This is a genomic window from Nitratifractor salsuginis DSM 16511, from assembly GCF_000186245.1.
GTDB classification, from domain to species: domain Bacteria; phylum Campylobacterota; class Campylobacteria; order Campylobacterales; family Sulfurovaceae; genus Nitratifractor; species Nitratifractor salsuginis.
Genome location: NC_014935.1, coordinates 933,805 through 953,660, shown reverse-complemented (window position 1 = coordinate 953,660; position 19,856 = coordinate 933,805). Strand labels below are relative to the sequence as shown.

25 protein-coding genes are annotated in these 19,856 nt (G+C 57.1%); 7 read left to right on the top strand and 18 right to left on the bottom strand.

Features of this window, described 5'->3' with window-relative positions; translation table 11 throughout:
* The first annotated feature begins 195 nt into the window (after positions 1 to 195).
* Together NITSA_RS11595 and NITSA_RS04850 are read left to right on the top strand one after the other, a co-directional pair.
* On the top strand, positions 196 to 717 hold the full coding sequence (locus NITSA_RS11595; RefSeq protein WP_013553906.1) for an OmpA family protein: 522 nt from the start codon (positions 196 to 198) through the stop codon (positions 715 to 717).
* Between the two features lie 15 nt (positions 718 to 732).
* Positions 733 to 1,257: a UbiX family flavin prenyltransferase gene (locus tag NITSA_RS04850; protein WP_013553905.1), complete on the top strand. Its 525-nt coding sequence runs from the start codon at positions 733 to 735 to the stop codon at positions 1,255 to 1,257.
* A 3-nt stretch (positions 1,258 to 1,260) separates the two neighbouring features.
* On the opposite strand, the gene NITSA_RS10835 is transcribed toward NITSA_RS04850, so the two are convergent.
* Positions 1,261 to 1,932, bottom strand: coding sequence for an SH3 domain-containing protein (locus NITSA_RS10835; RefSeq protein WP_013553904.1), 672 nt, complete (start codon positions 1,930 to 1,932; stop codon positions 1,261 to 1,263).
* Positions 1,933 to 2,098: 166 nt separating this feature from the next.
* Here NITSA_RS10835 and coaD point away from each other — a divergent pair, with 166 nt between their 5' ends.
* The 3 genes from coaD (at position 2,099) to hisS (ending at position 4,432) form a co-directional block, all read left to right on the top strand.
* Positions 2,099 to 2,578, top strand: coding sequence for a pantetheine-phosphate adenylyltransferase (gene coaD, locus NITSA_RS04840; RefSeq protein ID WP_013553903.1), 480 nt, complete (start codon positions 2,099 to 2,101; stop codon positions 2,576 to 2,578).
* Entirely contained in the window at positions 2,578 to 3,153 is a 576-nt protein-coding gene (gene tmk, locus NITSA_RS04835; protein ID WP_013553902.1) for a dTMP kinase, read from the top strand. Before coaD ends, tmk begins: the two co-directional genes overlap by 1 nt.
* A 61-nt stretch (positions 3,154 to 3,214) precedes the next feature.
* The gene (gene hisS / locus NITSA_RS04830; RefSeq protein WP_013553901.1) at positions 3,215 to 4,432 is read left to right on the top strand and encodes a histidine--tRNA ligase; all 1,218 of its coding nucleotides are present in this window, start codon (positions 3,215 to 3,217) and stop codon (positions 4,430 to 4,432) included.
* Between the two features lie 59 nt (positions 4,433 to 4,491).
* Here the strand turns inward: hisS and mrdA are convergent, their stop codons facing one another.
* The 17 genes from mrdA to NITSA_RS04745 all read right to left on the bottom strand — a co-directional run bounded on the left by mrdA (position 4,492) and on the right by NITSA_RS04745 (position 18,882).
* Positions 4,492 to 6,405, bottom strand: coding sequence for a penicillin-binding protein 2 (mrdA, locus tag NITSA_RS04825; RefSeq protein WP_013553900.1), 1,914 nt, complete (start codon positions 6,403 to 6,405; stop codon positions 4,492 to 4,494).
* Positions 6,402 to 6,845 (bottom strand): hypothetical protein, encoded by a 444-nt coding sequence (locus NITSA_RS04820; RefSeq protein ID WP_013553899.1) that lies wholly within the window; start codon positions 6,843 to 6,845, stop codon positions 6,402 to 6,404. The genes mrdA and NITSA_RS04820 overlap by 4 nt, the downstream gene beginning before the upstream one ends.
* 2 nt (positions 6,846 to 6,847) lie before the next feature.
* Positions 6,848 to 7,321: an N-acetyltransferase gene (locus NITSA_RS04815; protein ID WP_013553898.1), complete on the bottom strand. Its 474-nt coding sequence runs from the start codon at positions 7,319 to 7,321 to the stop codon at positions 6,848 to 6,850.
* The gene (yihA, locus tag NITSA_RS04810; protein ID WP_013553897.1) at positions 7,318 to 7,938 is read right to left on the bottom strand and encodes a ribosome biogenesis GTP-binding protein YihA/YsxC; all 621 of its coding nucleotides are present in this window, start codon (positions 7,936 to 7,938) and stop codon (positions 7,318 to 7,320) included. Before yihA ends, NITSA_RS04815 begins: the two co-directional genes overlap by 4 nt.
* A 1-nt stretch (position 7,939) precedes the next feature.
* Positions 7,940 to 8,443, bottom strand: coding sequence for a lipopolysaccharide transport periplasmic protein LptA (lptA, locus tag NITSA_RS04805; protein WP_013553896.1), 504 nt, complete (start codon positions 8,441 to 8,443; stop codon positions 7,940 to 7,942).
* Positions 8,444 to 8,486: 43 nt separating this feature from the next.
* The gene (locus NITSA_RS04800) at positions 8,487 to 9,017 is read right to left on the bottom strand and encodes a hypothetical protein (RefSeq protein ID WP_013553895.1); all 531 of its coding nucleotides are present in this window, start codon (positions 9,015 to 9,017) and stop codon (positions 8,487 to 8,489) included.
* Complete coding sequence (locus NITSA_RS04795; RefSeq protein ID WP_013553894.1) at positions 9,002 to 9,505, bottom strand: KdsC family phosphatase; 504 nt, start codon at positions 9,503 to 9,505, stop codon at positions 9,002 to 9,004. Before NITSA_RS04795 ends, NITSA_RS04800 begins: the two co-directional genes overlap by 16 nt.
* A 1-nt stretch (position 9,506) precedes the next feature.
* Positions 9,507 to 10,079: an imidazoleglycerol-phosphate dehydratase HisB gene (hisB, locus tag NITSA_RS04790; protein ID WP_013553893.1), complete on the bottom strand. Its 573-nt coding sequence runs from the start codon at positions 10,077 to 10,079 to the stop codon at positions 9,507 to 9,509.
* A gap of 27 nt (positions 10,080 to 10,106) precedes the next feature.
* Positions 10,107 to 10,877, bottom strand: coding sequence for a septal ring lytic transglycosylase RlpA family protein (locus tag NITSA_RS04785; RefSeq protein WP_013553892.1), 771 nt, complete (start codon positions 10,875 to 10,877; stop codon positions 10,107 to 10,109).
* A 64-nt stretch (positions 10,878 to 10,941) separates the two neighbouring features.
* The gene (locus NITSA_RS04780; protein WP_013553891.1) at positions 10,942 to 12,141 is read right to left on the bottom strand and encodes a lytic transglycosylase domain-containing protein; all 1,200 of its coding nucleotides are present in this window, start codon (positions 12,139 to 12,141) and stop codon (positions 10,942 to 10,944) included.
* Positions 12,142 to 12,244: 103 nt separating this feature from the next.
* Complete coding sequence (locus tag NITSA_RS04775) at positions 12,245 to 13,015, bottom strand: TatD family hydrolase (protein ID WP_013553890.1); 771 nt, start codon at positions 13,013 to 13,015, stop codon at positions 12,245 to 12,247.
* A 32-nt stretch (positions 13,016 to 13,047) separates the two neighbouring features.
* A complete protein-coding gene (locus NITSA_RS04770; RefSeq protein ID WP_013553889.1) occupies positions 13,048 to 14,331 on the bottom strand; it encodes a DNA polymerase Y family protein in 1,284 nt (427 codons plus the stop codon).
* The gene (locus NITSA_RS04765; RefSeq protein WP_013553888.1) at positions 14,331 to 14,636 is read right to left on the bottom strand and encodes a hypothetical protein; all 306 of its coding nucleotides are present in this window, start codon (positions 14,634 to 14,636) and stop codon (positions 14,331 to 14,333) included. The genes NITSA_RS04770 and NITSA_RS04765 overlap by 1 nt, the downstream gene beginning before the upstream one ends.
* A gap of 132 nt (positions 14,637 to 14,768) precedes the next feature.
* Positions 14,769 to 15,350 (bottom strand): Tll0287-like domain-containing protein, encoded by a 582-nt coding sequence (locus NITSA_RS10830; RefSeq protein ID WP_013553887.1) that lies wholly within the window; start codon positions 15,348 to 15,350, stop codon positions 14,769 to 14,771.
* A gap of 83 nt (positions 15,351 to 15,433) precedes the next feature.
* On the bottom strand, positions 15,434 to 16,090 hold the full coding sequence (locus tag NITSA_RS04755) for an endonuclease III domain-containing protein (RefSeq protein ID WP_013553886.1): 657 nt from the start codon (positions 16,088 to 16,090) through the stop codon (positions 15,434 to 15,436).
* The gene (locus NITSA_RS04750) at positions 16,090 to 17,685 is read right to left on the bottom strand and encodes an ABC-F family ATP-binding cassette domain-containing protein (protein ID WP_013553885.1); all 1,596 of its coding nucleotides are present in this window, start codon (positions 17,683 to 17,685) and stop codon (positions 16,090 to 16,092) included. Before NITSA_RS04750 ends, NITSA_RS04755 begins: the two co-directional genes overlap by 1 nt.
* An 84-nt stretch (positions 17,686 to 17,769) precedes the next feature.
* Positions 17,770 to 18,882, bottom strand: a complete 1,113-nt coding sequence (locus tag NITSA_RS04745) for a response regulator (RefSeq protein WP_013553884.1) — start codon at positions 18,880 to 18,882, stop codon at positions 17,770 to 17,772.
* Between the two features lie 109 nt (positions 18,883 to 18,991).
* Here NITSA_RS04745 and NITSA_RS04740 point away from each other — a divergent pair, with 109 nt between their 5' ends.
* Positions 18,992 to 19,504, top strand: coding sequence for a protein disulfide oxidoreductase (locus NITSA_RS04740; RefSeq protein WP_013553883.1), 513 nt, complete (start codon positions 18,992 to 18,994; stop codon positions 19,502 to 19,504).
* Positions 19,505 to 19,592: 88 nt separating this feature from the next.
* Positions 19,593 to 19,841 (top strand): (2Fe-2S)-binding protein, encoded by a 249-nt coding sequence (locus tag NITSA_RS04735; protein WP_013553882.1) that lies wholly within the window; start codon positions 19,593 to 19,595, stop codon positions 19,839 to 19,841.
* Positions 19,842 to 19,856 lie beyond the last annotated feature (15 nt).

Below are 19,856 nucleotides of genomic sequence, written 5' to 3'. Positions count from 1 at the left end.
CAAAGGAGCACCCAACCCCGAAGGGGCACCGCAGGTGTTTGCGACTGCCAGAGCTATCGAGTGAAAGCTTGGCCTGGAATAAGAATGCTGTTTGCCGATTAATAATATGATTTAATATGACACCAGAAAGAATTAACCGGTTCCCCTATGGAATATGGTAGGATAATGGCAAATTATTCGGACAAAGGAGTCTCTATGAATCGATCGACCCGCTGGATCTTCGCCCTCGGTGCGGCTGCCGCCCTGCTCCTGAGCGGCTGTGCCCCCAAAACCCCCGCTCCCGGTACCAACCCCGGCAACGGCGGGAGCCAATACGGCACCGAAGTGCCCGGCGGCATCAGCAGCACCGGCAAATATACCGGACAGGACGGCGTGAGCGCCAGCGGCATCAAGATGGTCTACTTCTCCACCGACCGCTACGATGTCGAACCCGACCAGCTCCAGCGCATTATGAGCGATATGCCCAAAATCCAAAAACTCGCCTCCTCAGGAAAGATCCGCATCGAAGGGAACTGTGACGAAATGGGGACCGACGAATACAACCACGCCCTGGGTCTCAAACGGGCCAAGGCGGTCCAGTCGATCCTCGTAAGCAACGGCATCCCCTCTTCCCGCATCGATGTCGTCAGCTACGGAGAAAGCAATCCCATCTGCACCGGCCACAGCGCTCCCTGCCACGCCAAGAACCGACGCGTCGAAATCAACAAAGAGAACTAAGGCTCTTTTGACCCTATGAAAATCGCCCTCATCGTCTCCGGAGCCAGCGGCGTAGAATTGGCGGACGCCTTTTTGCGCTATCTGCCCGACGGGATCGAAACCCACGTCGTCCTCTCCGACAATGCCCGGACCGTCGCCCTGCACGAAAAAACCGGCATCACTCTCCACGCCGACAACGACATCGCCGCCGCCATCGCCAGCGGATCCTTCGGGGTCGATGCCACCGCGGTCATCCCCTGCTCTATGAACACCCTCGCCAAGATCGCCTGCGGGATCGCCGACACCCTCGCTTCCCGGGCCGCCGCCGTCGCCATCAAGGAGCGCAAACCCCTGCTCCTGGCTCCCCGTGAACTTCCTTTTTCCCCCATCGCTCTGGAGAATATGCTCAAACTCTCCCGCCTCGGCGTTATCATCGCTCCGCCGGTGCTGGGCTACTACAGTGACAGCCGCACCCTCGAAGAGATGGAGCGTTTTCTCGTGGGGAAGTGGTACGATATCCTGGGGATAGAGAACGAGCTTTACCGCCGCTGGGGGAGCTGAACCTCAGAGCAGATCCACCCGGATATGCCCGTCGGTATAGAGCGTCACCTTCACATAAGGGGTTCCATAAAGGATCGCATTGCGAACCTGGGGCGGGATATAGCTCCTGCGGACGATCCGCTCCAGAATCGAGCGGTTGTATTTGTTGGCAAAATAGGAATCCCCGGTATCCTCGGGATCCCTGCGGTAATACTTGTGGAAATTGGCCCGATCCTGACGGAGGATCGCCGCGACACTGTCGAGACGGACACCGCGGGAGTTGTAATGATCCCAGCCACTCAGCCTCGCATAATAGACCTCCTGTACCCCGGCACCGGCTGAGGAACCGTAGTTCCCACCGGAATAGCCGGGGGCTGGAGGAGAATAGGCGGGAACCAGATAGCGTCCGTAGGCCCAGCCATTCCGGCAGTAACCGCTAGGCTCCCCGGCCCCGTTGAGAGAGCACCCCTGTCCGTAGAAGATCCTTCTCCATGCACCGGCATATCCACAGACCAGGACCCTGTCCCCGTTGTGCAGGGTATCCTGCATATAGTAGCGCGAACCGGGCCCGCTGCGGACCGCCAAATAGTTGTCTCCGTAGGGATTGAGCCCCGTCACCGTATAGGGTCGGCAGGCGGCGGCCATCTCCCATATCAGCCCGATCCCAAAAATCGCGAACCAAAACAGGCGTCTCATTTTGCCTCCTCCTTTGCTTTCTTCATCTTTATTTTGATTCTAACGCTAAAATACTTAGCTAATTTTTAGGTAATGAACATCCCGATTCTCTTCCCATCTGACATTCCGAGAAACCCCTAAGCTAAAATATCCTAATATTTGTCCCATCAAAGCCTGAAAGAAGCTGATGAAACGTGCCATCTATCCCGGAACTTTCGATCCCATTACCGTAGGCCATATGGACATTGTCCGCCGTGCCTGCACCATTTTCGACGAGATCGTCATCGCCGTCGCCGAATCCCGGGCAAAAAAGCCGATGTTTTCCCAGGCCGAGCGTATCGCCTTCGCCCGGGCCGCCACGAAGGATCTTCCCAAGGTCCGGGTGGTCGGCTTCGAGAGCCTGCTGGTCACGCTGGCTGAAGAGCTTGACTCCAACATTATCATCCGAGGCCTCCGGGCCGTGAGCGATTTCGAGTACGAACTCCAGATGGGCTATGCCAACGCTTCACTCAAAAAGGATCTGGAGACCATCTACCTTATGCCCAGCCTGGAGCACGCCTTCGTCAGCTCTTCGGTGGTGCGTACGATCCTTCATTTCGGGGGCAAGGTCGATCATCTCCTCCCGCCCCAGGTCCACCGGATGATCCTCGAAGGGGAAAAGCGCTGATGTATGTGCTTTTCGAGGGGATCGATACCTGCGGCAAGAGCACCCAGATCCGCCTCATCGCCGCCGAGCATCCCGAAGCGATCATCACCCGGGAGCCCGGAGGCACCCGATTCGGCGAAAAGGCCCGCGAAATCCTCCTGGAAGCCAAGCTCCAAAGCAAGCGGGCCGAGCTCCTGCTCTTTTTGGCCGACCGGGCCGAGCACTACGAAGAGATCGTCCGCCCCAACCGCGACAAACTCCTCATCTCCGACCGGGGCTTCCTCTCAGGCATCGGCTACGCCCTGGCCAACGGCGGCGTGAGCCTCGAAGAGCTCATCGCCCTCAACCACTTCGCCCTCCAAGGAGACTGGCCCGACCACATCATCTTTTTCGAAACCGACGAAGCGACCCTGCGCCGACGTCTTGGGGAAAAGAGCGCCGACGGGATCGAAGAGCGGGGCATCGACTATCTGCTCACCGTCCAGGAAAAGATGAAAGAAGCCCTCCCCAAACTCGCCATTCCCACCCTCATTCTCGACGCCAGGGAGAGCGTGGAGACGATCCATCAAAAGATCGTAACCTATCTCGGGATATAATCCTCCTCAAAAAGCGCTGAGCGTTGAGTGCTGAGCGTTGAGAAAACAGCAAAGGCCCCTTATGATCAATGCATTGCGTGGTATGAAAGATTTGATGTTCGACGATGCCGAACGCTACACCTATATCGTCGAGACCGCATCGCGGATCGCCCGCAACTACGGCTTCGACTTCATCGAAACCCCCATTCTCGAAGAGACCCGGCTCTTCAAGCGCTCTGTCGGTGAAAGCTCCGACATTGTGGGCAAGGAGATGTATCAATTCACCGACAAGGGAGGTAACGACGTCTGCCTCCGCCCCGAAGGAACCGCCGGAGTGGTCCGTGCCTACATCCAGGCCAAGCTCGACCGCCAGCAGGGGCGCAAAGACCGCTTCTTCTACTACGGGCCGATGTTCCGCTACGAGCGCCCCCAAAAAGGCCGCCTGCGCCAATTCCACCAATTCGGGGTGGAGAGCTTCGGCACGGCGGAGGTCGAAGAGGACTTTACCCTCATTATGATGCTCTCGGAGATCTTCGATGCGCTGGGGATTGGCTACAAGGTCAAGATCAACTCCCTGGGCTGCAGCGCCTGTATGCCCCCCTACCGCAACACTCTGGTGGGCTTCCTCGAAGGGATCGCCGAAGAGCTCTGCCCCGATTGCCAGCGCCGCATCACCACCAACCCCATCCGGGTCCTCGACTGCAAAAACGAAAATTGCCAAAACCTCCTGGAAAGCGCTCCCAAGCTCTCGGAATCCCTCTGCGAAAAGTGCGACCGTGATTTCAAACGGCTCCAGAAGCTCCTCGACACTTCGGGAATCGACTACGAAGTGGATACCCACCTGGTGAGAGGTCTCGACTACTACTCCGGTACCGCCTTTGAATTCGTCAGTGACGAGATCGGGGCTCAGAGCGCTATCGCCGGAGGCGGACGCTATGACCGGCTGGTGGAATTCCTGGAGGGCAAGCCCACTCCCGGTATCGGCTTCGCCATCGGGATCGAGCGGATTATGGAGTTGGTAAAGATGCCCGAAGAGGAACGCTCGGGCTGGTACCTCGGCGCGATGGACGCCGAATCTCTCGATGCGATCCTCTCCCTGGGGCAAAAGCTCCGCCGAAAGGGAGAAAAAGCGGTGGTCGAGTATGCCCCCAAGGGGCTCAAAGCCCATCTCAAAGGCGCAGACCGCGCCGGGGCGAAGTATTGCGCCGTCATCGGAGAGAATGAGCGAAAAGACGGCACGGTCTGGGTCAAAGACCTCGCTTCCAAAGAGGAGAAGACCGTTTTGCTGGAATCTCTCTAGTCTTCCTTATCCGGGATATTCTCCCGCCATTCCACACTTACTTTGCTTCAAATTCTCTTTCAGTTTTTCGGGGAAACTTTTAACCGTGTCTGATCCATACGGAGTTTCGGAGCCCGCAACTTCGAGGCTTGTGTAGTATTGAGGTCCCCTCTCCTCTTTGCCAACTCTTTCTCAACCTCTTCAAGCGGATGGTGTTTGAAATAGCCGTGGTAGTAGAGCCACTGGTAGATCTTGGCGGCGATGGGACCCGCGGCGCTTCCTCCGTGCCCGCCGTGCTCCACCAGGACCGTCACCACATACTCCGGATTTTTCGCCGGGGCGTAGGTGGTGATCCAGGCGTGGGATTTTTTGAAATAGGCCAGGTCTTTTTCATTGACCCGTTTTTTGACCTCCTGGGGAATGGAGACCACCTGGGCGGTCCCGGTCTTGGCCGCCACTTTGATGGGGAGCTTGTGCAGCGCTTTGTAGGCGGTTCCTCTGCGGTCGTTGCAGACATCGATCATTCCCTGGCGGATGATCGACATATGGATGGGGTTGAAAGCGATCTTCTCCCGCTTGGGCGTGACCTTCTTGCCGTCGATCTCCTGGGCCAGCGTGGGAGTGGGCAGCCATCCCGTCGCCAGGAAAGCCGTATAGCGGGCCACCTGCATCGGCGTGATGTTGTCGTAGCCCTGCCCAATGGCGGCGATGACCGTCTCTCCTTTGTACCAGGGAAGGTGATAGCGTTTGCGTTTCCAGGCTTTGTCGGGGATGATCCCTCTGTACTCCCGGGGCAGATCGATGCCGGTACGGACCCCCAGGCCGATCCGTTTGAGGGTCTTGGCGATTTTGTCGATGCCGATCTTCAGGCTCTTTTCATAGTAGTAAACGTCGCAGCTCTCGCGGATCGATTTGCGCAGATCCACATCGCCGTGCCCCCACTTTTTCCAGCAGCGGAACTTGTGCTTGCTCTTGTCGATGGTGATGTAGCCTTTGCAGTATTCGTGCTCGTCCAGGATCCCTTTACCCGCTTTGGAGGCGGCCAGGGCCACGCCCATCTTGATCACCGATCCGGGGGGATAGACTGCGTGGATGAACTTGTTGGTAAAGGGGTGGCCCAGGTTGTTTTGCAGTGCTTTCCAATCCTTGACGCTGATGCCGCCGACGAAGAGGTTGGGGTCGAAGCTCGGATTGCTCACCGCCGCCAGGACCTCCCCGGTGGTTCGCATAACCACCACGACCGCGGGGCGCTTTTCGAGCAGATCGTAGATGAATTTTTGCAGATCCATATCGAGATTGACTTTGAGGGAGCGGTTGTTGACCGGTTCTTTGCGTTCGAGGACCTCCAAAGCCTTGTTGCGGGCGTTGACTTTGCTGATGATGTAGCCCGGTTCCCCTTCCAGAAGCCGGTTGTAGTAGCGTTCCAGCCCGCTCTTGCCCGTGTAGCCGACGATGGAAGCGACCTTGTCCTTGGCGATCTCTTTGCGGTTGGCCCGACCCACATAGCCGACGATATGGGCAGCGAAGCGTCCGTAGGGGTAGTAGCGTTTGGTTTCGGTATCGATCTTGATCTGGGGAATGGCGCTGAGCCGGGGATAGAAGCGCATCATCTCGGCGTAGGGGATGAAGTCGATCACCTTGATGTAGCGGTAATTGTAGGGGGAATTCTGCTTACGGTAGACCCGTTCCATCACGGTGGCGTTGATATCGGGGAAATAGCCTTTTAGGGTAGCGATGAGGGATTGGAGCTCTCCTTTTTTGCTACTTAGATGGGGAGCCAGAGAAAGGGAGAATCCGATCTTGTTCACCGCCAGGAAATTGCCGTGGGTATCGAAGATCTCCCCCCGGACCGGTTTGATGTAGTTTTTGCGCTCGATATTCTCTTTGGCCAGCTTCTCGTAGTAGAAGTTGGATTTGATGCTGATGTGGTAGAGGCGCACGATCAGGATAGCCCAGACAACGGCGAAGATGAGCAGAACGATCTTGAATCTCACAGGAGCACCGCCGCGACGACATCCATGATCAGCGAATAGAGCAGCTGCGTATTGATTGTGACACTGGAGGTGGCGAAGATGAAGTCATAGACGATGATCAACCCTCCGTAGATCAGATCGATAAGCAGCACCGAGAGGATCGCGACACACACCGAGCAGCGTTTGAGGAAAAGCACCGAGGGGTAAAAGGCCAGATAGTAGATCAGCACGGCGACCAGGCTCAAAAAGATGGGCAGAGAGAGGTTGAGCTCCAGGTTGAAGAGATAGAGCAGCGGCAGGAAGATGTAGCGCCACCCCTGCCCCTCGAGCCCCCGCAGCAGCAGATAGCCGGCAAAACCGATGAAGAGCGGCAGGGTCACATAGACCGAGATCAGCATCGGATAGAAGAGGACAAAGGCCAGGATCGTCAGCCAAACCAGCACCTGCCACACACGTTTCACGCTTAGCCCCTCCGCGGGTTGACGGTGTAGACCAGGGAAGACTCGTTGCAGTTCGGGAAATGGATGCATTTGATGCAGTCGGTCCAAATCTTTTGCTCGGGGATGCTCTCTTTGGCGATCTCGTGAAAGCCGAGTTGACGGAAAAAGTCAGACACATAGGTCAGCACCAGCACCTCTTCAACGCCCAACTCCTCCGCTTCACGCAGCGCTTCCCGGACGATCCCCGCTCCGACGCCCCTGCACCGCCAGGTCGGGGAGACGATAAGGCTGCGGATCTCCGCCAGGCGGGGAGAATGGATATGGAGCGCTCCGTAGCCCACGATCATCCCCTCCGCCTCCGCCAGAATGTAGCTGCGGATGTTGGTCGCCACTTCGTCGTCGCTGCGGGGGAGAATCACCCCCTCTTTAACCTGCTCGGCCACCATGGCCTGCATCTCCGGGATATCGGCAAGGGTCGCTTTGCGGTAACGGATCATTGGAATTTCTCTCCGAAGATCGTCTCGAAGATCGCCTGCTGGATTCGCTCCTGGCCCGTCTTTTTGAGATTGGAGATGAGGATTGCGCCGGGATAGTCCCGCAGGAGGGCGGCACGCTCTTTCTGGTTGAGTTTGTCCGCTTTGGTAAAGACGGTCAGATAGCGCTGATCGGGCCGCAGGAACTCCCCGATGTAGCGCGCTACGTCTTCGTCGATCTTCGCGTGGGGATGGCGGGCGTCGCGCAGGTGGATGAAGAGGCGGATGGCGACGCGGTTCTTGATGAACTCCACCAGGTTCTTTTGCCAAATATCCTTCATGGACTTGGAAACCTTGGCATAGCCGAAGCCCGGCAGATCGACGAAACGAACCGTGTAATCCTTGTCATCGAGTTTGTAGCCCACGTCGAAAAAGTTGATCAGCCGCGTCTTGCCCGGCGTAGCCGAGCTCTTGGCCAGGTTCTTTCTGCCCGCCAGGAGGTTGATGGTGGAGCTTTTGCCTACATTCGATCGGCCCAGAAAGACCACTTCGCTGAGGCTCTCGTCCACACTGTCGTTGATCGATTGGGCCGATTTGACGAATTCGGCCCTGACCGGCCTGGGTACACGTGACGCTTTCACTTTAATACTTTCCTCTTTTTTTCTTCTTGGCTCCCTGGGCGTCTTTCATCGGGAAGACGAATTTGACCGGGCCCTTTTTGCCGCTGGTGGCGCGGGCGAGGCCCCGTTTGTTGTCCAGAAAGATCTCATCACCTTTCATCAGGCGATGATTGACCCGGTCGTCGACCACCGCATGGCCGATGAGCCGATAGCTATCCTCCGCCACTTTGTAGAGCAGTTTGTCACACTGCCCCTTCACATCCCGATCCGGCTTTTTGACGATTTCGAAATTGACATTTCCCATCGCCTGATACTCTTTGGCGTTGTTCTCTTTGTCGAAATAGACGACAAACTTCTTCGCCTTGATCCAGCTTGCCCCCTGGGTGGCATGGGCATGCCCCTGGAAGATCGCCTTCTGTTCCTTCTCCAGATGGGTGAACTTGTCCGCCGTCACCTCGAGATTCTCCGCGCCCCATACTATTGCCATCAGCGACAGGAAAATCCCGACTGCTCGCATCCCTCTCATCTTTTCACTCCTCAAACCCTTTACTGAATCTCATTGTAGCCAACTAGCGTAAGTGTTTGGCATCTTTCAGACGGTAGTGGGCGAAGACCGTTTCGGCCCGCGTAATCTTCGGGACAATCTCATAGTAGAAATCAACCCCCTTCAGGTAATCCTTACCCCGTCTTGCATCGAAGGGGCCTACGGAGTTGAGCGTCTTTCGGACCCGGTCATAGATCACCGTCTGTGCCCGATAGACCGAACCGTCCGTCCGGATCAACGTTACATTCCCATCCAAACGTGTCAAGCGCTTGGTCCGCAGAGCCTTGCGGGCGCTCAAAAGCCGAATGTCGGGATTGCGGGTGCGAAAATCCTCCATATGCCATGTCTGCCCGATCAGATAAGCATGCCGGGCGGAGTAGGTATTCATCACTCCGCTAGCGTTGACCTCCAGGTTCTTCGCATCATACAGTTCGGCGCTTTTATGGACCTTGTGCCGATCCTGACGGGCTTGGACGATCCGGGTCCGGTTGGAAAGACCCAGTGCCAAAGCCCCCAGGAGGAACAGAATCAGAACGATTTCTACGCGACTGACCATAGATTCAGAAACTCCTGCCACAACCCCTCATACTCCAGCAGATCCTCAATCATCTCCCGCACGGCTCCCCGGCCGCCGGGATGGGTGAGGACCCGATCCACCGTCTCACGGATCATCGGTACGGCATCGGCGGGGGCGTAGGAGCGCTCGGCCGCTTCCAGCATCCCCCAGTCGTTGAGATCATCCCCGATTGCCGCGACCTCTTCGGGTTTCAGCCCCAGGGAATCGAGCAGCTTTTCCAGACGCTCCTTTTTGTTCTTGACCCCCTGATAGTAGTGGCTGATACCCAGCTCCGCCGCCCGGCGCTCCACGATCTTGGAGTGGCGGCCGGTAATGATGGCCGCCTGCCGGCCCAGCCGGATCCAGCTGGCGATCGCCAGGCCGTCTTTGACATCGAAGGCTTTGAGCTCATCCCCTTCGGCGGAATAGACGATCCGCCCGTCGGTGAGGCAGCCGTCCACATCCAGCACGATCAGACGGATCGCCATCTCAGAGCACTCCCTTGGTGCTGGGCACTCCGATCCGTTCGTTGGGGGTCACGGCCCGGCGCAGGGCCACGGCCAGAGCCTTGAAGGCCGCTTCGATCAGGTGGTGCCGGTTGCGGCCCCGCCTGGCGGTTAGGTGGCAAGTGATCGGGAGGTTGAAGACCAACGCCCGAAAAAACTCCTCTACCAGCTCCGTGTCAAACTCTCCGACTTTGCCTTCCACCGGCAATTCAAAGACCAGGTAGGCCCGGCCGCTCAGATCGATATCGCACTCCACCGCCGCTTCATCCATCACCACGACGGCATTGCCGAAACGCTCCATCCCCTTCACCGGATAGATCGCTTCGCCCAGAAGCTGCCCCAGGACGATGCCCACATCCTCGACGCTGTGGTGCGCGTCGATGTGCAGATCCCCCTGGCACGTCACCTCCAGATCCAGGAGGGCATGCCGGGCAAAGGACTCCAGCATATGGTCGAAAAAGCCCACGCCGGTATCGATGGCCGCCTCTCCCGTGCCGTAGAGGTTCAGTTTGATGGTGATATCGGTCTCTTTGGTTACCCGTCTTTTTTCATACATAAAGTCTTCCTCGATTGCTGTTTTGACTCAGTTGCGGACCAGGAAGCCGCCGCTGATTCCGTGGTCGCGGATATAATCTCTGGCCTCCTCTTCCGAACCGAATCCCATGACCCAGACCCGGTAGAGCGGCGCCCCGTCGACGATGAATTTTTTGATCACAACCCGCTCCGGGCGCTCAACCGTAGCCGCATAGCGGCGCTGATAGATCCGAGCCCCTTCAAGCCGGCGGAACGCCCCGACCTGCACACCGAAGTTGCTCAGTTCTATAGCGGGCGGCGGGGTGCTTTTCCCCGTAGCCGAGGGGTGATAGACCTTACCCGCAAAACCCACGACGGTCAGTTTGACCGGGGCGGTCCCGGTCCGGTCGAGCCCCAGTCTTTTCCCGGCGGCGTAGGAGCAGTCGATCACCCGCCCTTTGACGAAAGGCCCCCGGTCGTTGATCCTCACGACGCAGCTGCGGCCGTTGGCCCGGTTCTCGACCCGCACCATCGTATCCATCGGCCACGTTTTGTGGGCGGCGGTCATAGCATTCATATTATACCGTTCTCCATTGCTCGTCTGCTTGCCGTGGAAATTGGGGCCGTACCAGCTGGCGATCCCGCTCATCGTGTCCCCCACTCTGACATAGGTAGGATGGTAGGTGCGCCCCCGGACAGTGTAGGTGCGCATCGTCGCTCGTCGCCGGGCCGCCGAAGTATGGCCCGGCTTGGTGTAGGAGCGGCTGGAGCAACCGGTGAAGAGGCTGATCCCCGTTCCAATCAATGCAAGGGTGAGGATTCCCGAAAAGATTCGTCCCATAGCTTCTTTCTCATTTTTTAATATCAATTGTAACCCCATTCCCCTTTGAAAGTTCTGGAAAGGGTCAGATTTTCCGGTGGCGTTCGAAATACTCCCGGGTCACCGGCACCATAACCACTTCCCCGGGCTTCAATGTAGTCTCTTCGAGCTGATTGGCGATGATCAGATCCAAGGGCGTGGCGTGGTAGCGCCGGGCGATGCTGCGCAGGGTATCGCCCGGCCGGACGATATGGGCGATGAGCCGGGCATAATGTTTGCGTCGGTAGATCTGCTCCAGAGTCGGGGGAATGTAGTAGGCCCGGTAATAAGGGAGCCGATCCGGAGGAATGAAGATCTGGGTCATCCCCAGATCCTCGCTGATATCTCCCCCGGCCAGATGGGGATTGAGCCGAGCAAGACGCCCCACATTCATCCGCAGGAGCCGGGCGATCTCCTCCAGGGTCGTCCCCCCGTAGATCGTCACGAGCACTTCCCCTTCGGGCAGGATCGCTTTGCGGATCTTGCGATCCTCTTTCCTGGGAGAGCGCTGGATCTTCTCTCCCATCATGGAAAGAAGCAGGATCTTGCGCAGATAGTTGCGGGTCTCTTTGGGGAGGTAGGCTCTCTTTTCATCCATCAGGGTGGCAAAATCGTCCGTACCGGCGCACCGGATCGCCCGCTGGAGCCTCCCCTCCCCGCAGTTGTAAGCCATCATCACCAGATACCACTTGCCGAACATCCGGTAGAGGGTCTGGAGGTACTCCGTCGCCGCCCGGGTCGATGCGATAGGATCGTAACGCTCGTCCCGATGCTTGTCCACCTTCAAATGGAAGCGCCGGGCCGTCGCCGCCATAAATTGCCAAAGCCCCGCCGCCTTGGCAGAAGAGACCGCGCTTCGCTTGAAACCCGACTCGGTCATAGACATATAGAGAAAGAGTGGACTCAATCCCCCCTGGGCCAGAAGATCTTTGAAAAGAGGGATGTAGGCTTTGCCCCGCTTGGTGGAGTTTTCGTAGAAGCGCCGGTATTTTTTTTCGTTGCGCGTCACGAAATCCATAAAGGCGGGATCGTCGATATAGCCGGGATCGATATCGAACTCCCGCATCACATGCCGGTAACTGGGATAACGCCCCTCCAGGGTCAAATCCGCCAAAGAGAGAGCCGAAAGCCCCACGGGAAGCAAAAACCCGATTTTCAAAAAAAAGCGGCGTGCCCGAAAAGAGTCGCAAGTCGCAGGCACGGGGCTTCGCCCCTCACGTCGCAAGTCAAATTCCTCATCATCCATTTTCAACTCTCAATCGATCCGGCATCGGGCAATGAGTATCGAAGGTTCATCGAACTTCTCATTTTTCGGTTACTCATTACTCGGTTACTCGGTTACTAATTATTCAGATGCCGAAGAGTCTCTTCGTATTTTCCCGGCAAATCGCCGTGATCTCCTCGAAAGAGACGCCGGAGAGTTCCGCCATCTTTTCGGCGATGATCCGGCAATAGGCGGGCTCGTTGCGCTTGCCCCGATAGGGGTGAGGGGTCAAATAGGGGCCGTCGGTCTCGATCAGTAGCCGCTCCCGGGGGATCTTGGGATAGACTTCGACCAGTTTGCGGGCATTTTTGAAGGTGAGCACTCCCCCGATGCCGTAGTAGAAATTACGCTCGGCCAATTTCAGCAGCTGATGGTCGGCATTGTAGCAGTGCAGCACCCCGCCCCGCTCTCCCGCGTTTTCTTTCAGGAGCTTCATCGAATCGAGGCTCGCTTCCCGGATATGGACGATGAGGGGCTTGGCATACTCTTTGGCCAGGGCGATCTGATCGACGAAGACCTCTTTTTGGATCCGTTTCTCTTCGGCAATCGCCTCTTCCCCCTCCGGGAGCCGATAGTAATCCAGGCCGCACTCTCCGACCGCCACACATTTCTCGTGGCCGATATGCCGCTCCAGCTCTTTGCGCTCATAACGGCGGGCATCGTAGGGGTGCACCCCCACGGCGAAGAAGATATCCTCGTATCGCTCCGCAAGCTCGATCGCCCTGGGCAGAGTATCCGGATCGGCGGCGGGAATGATCCAGCGCGCCACCCCCGCCTCTCGGGAACGCTCCAGCACCCCCTCCAGATCTTCCGCATACTTCGGGTCATCGAGATGGACATGGGTATCGACGATCATCACTAAGCCCTCTTTTTTTGGAAGATATTATATCAGGTGTGGCTATGGAGCAGTTCATTGCCCGTCCGGATCGCGTCCAGGCCGAAGCGCTCCCTGATCTGCTGCATCTTTTCCGTGATCGCCCTCGCTTTTCGGTCCGCTTCAAACTCCAGAAGCGAAAGCGTCCTGGGATGCAGGTGGGTAAAGTCCGAGACCGAAAGGCTCAGCTTGACCGCCCCCTCTCCCGGACGATGAAGGCGATCGAAGAGTTTGGAGAGCTCCGCTTTGAGGAGGGCTTCGCTGAAGATCCGCTCCACCCGCACCCCTTCCTTAGCCCTCAGCCCCGATGCATAGTTGATCTTGAGGAAATAGCGGGTCGGGTTGGCCCCAAGCTTGAGGGTGATGTAGGCCACATGCCGCGCCATCACCATAATCCGCCGTCGGACCTCCCCGGGGTCGGTGACGGGATCGAAGGTGCGGCTGATCCCCACCGATTGACGGGAGGGGTGCCGGGCGATTCCTTCGTCGTCGATCCCCAGGATGCGCCGGTAGAGTTGCCGTCCCGGCTCGCCCCAGCTCTCGAAGAGCTTTTGCAGAGGGATCAGCTCTCCAAGGGTCCGGATCCCCCGCGCTTCCAAGCGGCAGCGGTATCCCCGCCCGATTCCGGGGAACTTTTCGATGGGGATCTCCCGGATAAACTCCTTGACGTCATCGACCCGAAGCACACCGTAGGGCTTGGCGTACTCCGTCGCCAGCTTGGCGGTCCATTTGCTCCGGGCGATCCCGATGGAGACGGGAAGATGGAATCGGTGAAAGATCCGCTCCTGGAGCCTTATGGCAAAAGCTTCGCTCTCCCCGTCCGAAATCCATCCCCGAAGATCCCCGAAAAATTCGTCGATGCTGAACTGCTCCAGTGCCGGGATCTCCCGAGCCAGGAAAAGGGCCAGAGCGTGAGAAAGGCGGTGGTAGAAGAGCATATCGTTGGGCACTACGATCAGCTCGGGAACCAGGCGCAGGGCCTGGGCCAGGGGCATCCCGGTGCGCACCCCCCGTTCCCTAGCCTCGTAGCTGGAGGTGGTGACGATCCCCCGGATCTTCCTGCGCCCGTCGATCCGGTCGATGAAATGCTCCTCGAAGCTTTTGCGACGGTCGCTGTAGAAGACCGGGGCCACGAAAGCACCCCGGTTCTCATCCATCAACCGGATATGGGTACGGCGGGTGGAGAAGATCTCCAGATTGCTCCGTCCTCCCACCGCCACGGGCACTCCCCGCAAACCCGGGTCCCGGCTCCGCTCCGCCGAGACGAAGAAGCTGTCGATATCGATATGGAGGAACATCAATCCTCCCCGAGAAGCCGGCGAAACTCTTCGACAGCATCCTCGATCCCCTGACGGTAGGGAGAGGGGTCGAGCCAGCGGATCTTGGCCAGCTCCGCATCCAGGCTCTGCTCCACGGCCGGTAGGATCCCCTCCGCTTTTTGGCGGTAGTGCCGGCAAAGCGCCGTCAGCCACTTCAGCGCGGCGATCCGCCCCTTGCGGTAGCGCTCATCCAGGCGAAGGTTCCGGTTGTAGCGGTAGTGGGTCAGACGGTTGTGCAACTCCTCATCGAGACGGTCGAGCTTTTGGATCGGTTCCACTCCCATACTACGCCTCCGGATCTGCTTTTTGGAGACGATTATTTCATATTGGGATTTTTATAGCTATTTATATTTCGTTTTGAAATATATTGAAAGGGAAAAAGGAGAGTCCTTCCCGAGGGAAGGGAGAGAAAAAAGTTACTTCGCTTCGGGAGCGATCTCGGCGACGACGACCCCACGCAGGTCTCCCTCGTGGAAGCCGACCGCTTTGTCGTCGGGATAGTGCTTGGCAATCGTCTCTTTGACCTTGGGATCGATCTTTTCTACCGGGCCGTGACACTTGAGGCAAGCTTTCTGGGCGATCAGAGGAACATAGACACGCTCCGTTTCCCCTACTTTGACCACGACCGGCTTCTTTTCGAGCTTCCCGGCCTTGGCCGCCGCTTCCATCTGCTCCATCACCTTCACATCGGTCGCATCGGGCTTGTTGTCAGGATTGCGATATTTGAGCGCCGTCCGGCGGACTTTGATATTGTCGGGGAATTTCGCGTTGACCTCTTTGGTGATCCGCTGGGCGCTCTTGGAGCAGAAATAGGCCCCCTGAAGACCGCTCGGATCCTGCTTGAGGTATTTAACCAGTTTGCCTTTGAGCTCTTTGCCCAAGATCTTGATGTATTTGACTCCCTCGGCGGCGACCGCCTTTTGCTGCGAAGCGGGCTGCTCCGCGGCGCTGAGACTCAGGGCCGCAGCCAGAGAGATCAGGATCAGACTCTTTTTCATTGGTGACTCCTTATTTCAGAGAAATTTTGTCGGGATTATACCCTAAAGATAGAAAAAGCTCTAATGATAATAGTTATTGATTTTTAAATCCAAGATTTCCCGGGAGCTTTGGGACAACAGGAGCGGATCGGGCAGCGGGAGCAGAGGGGATTTCTGGGACGGCAGATCGCCTGGCCGAAGCTTACCAAAAGCTTGTTGAGCCCTTTGAGCTCCCCGGGTTCGAGCAGACCTTCCAGCGCCTTGTCAGTCGCTTCGGGGCTCGCCGTCTCCACCACTCCCAGGAGGTTGAGGATCCGATGGACGTGGGTATCCACCGCCGCCACCGACTGCCCGTAGGCGTTTTCCAGGACGATCTTGGCGGTCTTGGGGCCGATCCCTTTGATGGCGGTAAGCTCCGAAAGGGTCGAGGGGACTTCGCCGCCGTGACGCTCCAAGAGGGTGCGGGTCACTTCCAGGATGCCCGCCGCTTTTTTGCGCCAAAAGCCCACCGGATAGATCGTCCGGGCGATCTCCTCTTCGCTCAGACCCAGCATCGCCTCCGGTGTGTCTGCCAGGGCGAAGAGCCTTTTGCCCGCTTCCAGGGTCACTTCATCACGGGTTTGAAAGCTAAGAAGTGTGGAGATCAGGATGGTATAGGGGGTGCGACGGTAAGCCTTTTCGAAGCGTTTGGCGGGGGCGTCCCAGTTCGGGTAATCCGCTTCCAAAAGCCGCAGGCACTCGCGGAATCGCTCCGGGCTCATCAGGCGGCATCGGCTCCGATGAACTCTTCGTAGCTGCCCCTAAAGTCGGTGAGGGTTCCGTCATCATTGAGCTTGAGGATGCGGTTGGCAAAGGCATCGATGAGTTCCCGGTCGTGGGTGACGCAGATCACACCCCCCTCATACTGATGGAGCGCCTCTCCCAGGGCGACGATCGCCTCAAGGTCGAGGTGGTTGTCGGGCTCATCCATCACGAGGAAGTTGGCATCGTCCATCATCATCTTCGACATCATCACCCGATGCTTCTCCCCTCCGGAGCAGGCGTCCACCTGTTTCTCCTGCTCCTCACCGCTGAAGAGCATCCGCCCCAGGCATTTGCGGATCTCATCGATGTGCCACTTCTGGTTGTGGTTCTGGATCCACTCATAGAGCTTCTCTTCCCCCTTGACCACTTCGGTGGTGTTTTGGGGGAAATAGGTGGGATGGACCGTCTGTCCCCACTTGACCCGGCCTGCGTCGGGTTCGAGGCGCCCCATCAGGATCTCCAGCAGGGTGGTCTTGCCCACTCCGTTGCTGCCGATCAGGGCGATCTTGTCCCCCTTTTCGACCTTGAAGCTCAAATGCTCGAAGACTTTGTGATCCCCGTAGCTTTTGGCAAGATCTTCGGCTTCGAGAACTTCGTTGCCGATTTCGCGGTTGGGTTTGAAGAGGATCGAGGGGTCCCGGCGGCTGGAGATTTTGATCTCTTCGATATCGAGCTTCTCCAACTGTTTTTGGCGGCTGGTCGCCTGCTTGGCCTTGGAAGCATTGGCGCTGAAGCGGGCGATGAACTTCTCCAGCTCCTCCTTCTCCTTGAGCTTCTTGCTGCGCTCCATCTCCGCCTGTTTGGCTTTGAGGTTGGCGGCAATGTACCAGTCGTCGTAGGTTCCGGTGAACTCCCGGATCGTCTGGAAATCGAGGTCCAGGATATTGGTCACTACGCTGTTGAGGAAGTGGCGGTCGTGGGAGATGACCACCAGCACCCCTTCGTGGCGTTTGAGCTCCTCTTCGAGCCAGGCGATGGTCTCCATATCGAGGTTGTTGGTGGGCTCGTCGAGGAGCAGAATATCAGGCTTGAGGAAGAGCACCTGGGCCAGCAGGATCTTGAACTTGTCCCCGCCGGTCAGGGAACTCATCGGCGCGTCGTGCATCTCCACGGGAAAGCCCAGAGCCGTCAGGAGTTTCTCGATCCGCACTTCCGCTTCGTACATCGGATCCTCTTCGACACAGATCATCTCCAGCTCCCCCAGACGCTCGTTGACCTTGTCGTCGTCGAAGTTCCCCTCCATATAGAGGCGCTCTTTCTCTTTGACGGCTTCATAGAGGCGCTTGTTGCCGTAGAGCACCGCATCCTTGAGGCTGAACTCTTCGAAGGCGTATTGGTTCTGCCCCAGCATCCCCAGCTTGGCGCCGGGCTGGATCTGCACTTCCCCCTCGCTGGGCTCGATCTCGCCGGCCAGGATCTTCATAAAGGTCGATTTGCCGGCCCCGTTGGCCCCGATGAGTCCGTAGCGTTTGCCCGGATCCAGAGTGAGGTTGATCTTTTCGAAAAGCACGCGTTTGCCGTAGCGTTGGGTTAGGTTGACCGTAGAAAGCATGGTTGAATTTCCTTGAGAATACTCTTAAATTTACGCGTATTATACAGAAGCTGTCAAGAGGAGAAGCCACGGGAGCCCGCGAGGTCAGTGGACCAGGTAGCGGCGGGCCTCCCGACGGAAGCGTTGGTAGGCTTTGTGACATTCGGAGGGATAATCCTCCAGGAGAGTGTGGGTCCCTTTTTCCACAATCTGTTTGAGACGATCGACCAATGCGTAGAGTTCCATCGCCCCCAGCATCCCGGTCAAGCCATTAAGATCGATGAGGAGCCGATGGAGCTCTTCATACTCTTTGGCCTCCACCAGTTGTTTGAATCTTTGATCACAATCAGCATACTCTTTGAGAAACTCGTCCAAAAGGGAGCGGTAGAGTGAATCGTTGTTATTGGTGTGAGCCATCGCCGAGCGAATATCCAGGATGTTGGCATTAGTGACCAACCCCTGCTTTTCACCCTCTCCCGCGATCATCACCCGATCCGATTTTTGCTTGGGCTTCTGGGTAAGGAAGATTTTGAACGCACTGTAGAGTTTTCCCAGAACCAGCGGTTTGTCCAGATAGCCGTTCATCCCGCTCTCCAGGATCCGCTCCACTTCATCTTTTTGCGTCGAAGCGGTCAGAGCGATGACTGGAATATCTTTGAGCTGCGGATCCTGCCGAATCTGCCGGGTACATTCCAGCCCGTCCATCACCGGCATATGGACATCCATCAGCACCATCTCATATCGGGCATCGGGAGCCCGCAGCTTCTCCAGAGCCTTCTGCCCATTCTCTGCCGTTTCGATCTCCAACCCCGATCCTTCCAACAGCTTCAGGATCAATTTCATATTCACAGGGTTGTCCTCCACAATCAGCAGCCGCCGTCCGGTAAATTCTTCAAAACTTTCACGGATCACATCAGCGGTTTCGGGGATCGGCTCCTTATGTACCGGCAAACCTCCTTCGGAGGAGGAGCTGGAGCGCAGCGGTTTCTCCTCCCTCTTTTCGGGAGTGGCCGGTTGGGGCTCCTGCAAATCGGATTTATTATTAGAGGTAGTAGAACGAGCCTCCTCGGCCTTCCCTGCTTCTGTTGCGGAAACCCTTTTGGAGGGTGTTTTCCTCCGTTCTCTGATGACCAGATAAAGCAGAATGAGGGCCAGGATGATCCCCCCTCCGATCAATAGCGGTAGTGAAACTGCAAATGTACTGCTTGTTTGTTCCATAAATAATCCTCCTTGGGTCTCCTGTCTCCATACGCAAAAGCTTACGGGAAAATTATAGCTATAATTTCTCAAATTCTATTTTGATGCCGGCAAGGAAGGAGCCACACAGATGAAGATCAAGTCAAAAGCCTTTTGGAAACGCCTCTTGAAAGAGGCTGTGATCTTCTTGCTCTTTCTAATGCTCTTTTCGGTGATACTCAACCACTGGCGGGCCCCCAAACTCGACGATACCCGACTCCCGCATCTAAGCGGCAAGACCCTGGAGGGGCAAAATGTCAGCACACTGCTCAAAAAGGGCCAACCGGTCCTGATCCATTTCTGGGGAAGCTGGTGCCCCATCTGCCGCCGTGAAGCCTCCAACATCGACGTCGTCGCCCAAAATTACCCTGTCCTCACCATCGCCGTCAACAGTGGCCTCGATGAAGAAGTCCGCCAATGGCTCGAGAAACGGAACCTCCACTATCCCGTGCTCAACGATCCCTACGGCACCCTCGCCCAGCGCTTCCACATCACGACCTTTCCCACCTCACTGATCTACGACAGCAAAGGAGAGCTCAAATTTGTCGAGACCGGCTATACCACTACGGCGGGGCTTATGGCCCGAATGAAACTGGCGGAGTGAAAATATCTTCTATCAGGCTACCCAGGTTGCTTTAGAAGAGAATGACTTTCCGATAAGATACCGTTAAAACAAGTCTAAAGGAGTCATTATGGGTGTATTGGAAGAAGTGGAAGATATCTATGTGGTCTGCGAATGTATGGATGTTAAATATGGGGAGATCCTCGAAGCGATCAAAGCGGGCAACTGCGATCTCGATTCCCTGATGGACGCCACCGGTGCCGGAACGGCCTGCGGCAAATGCCGGAGCAAAGAGGATGACCCCGAGGAAGAGCGGGCGATCCATCTCGATGAGATCCTCGCTCGGGCCAAAGCCGACGGCCTCTGCCCGGAAAAATAGGCACCCCTTCCCCAT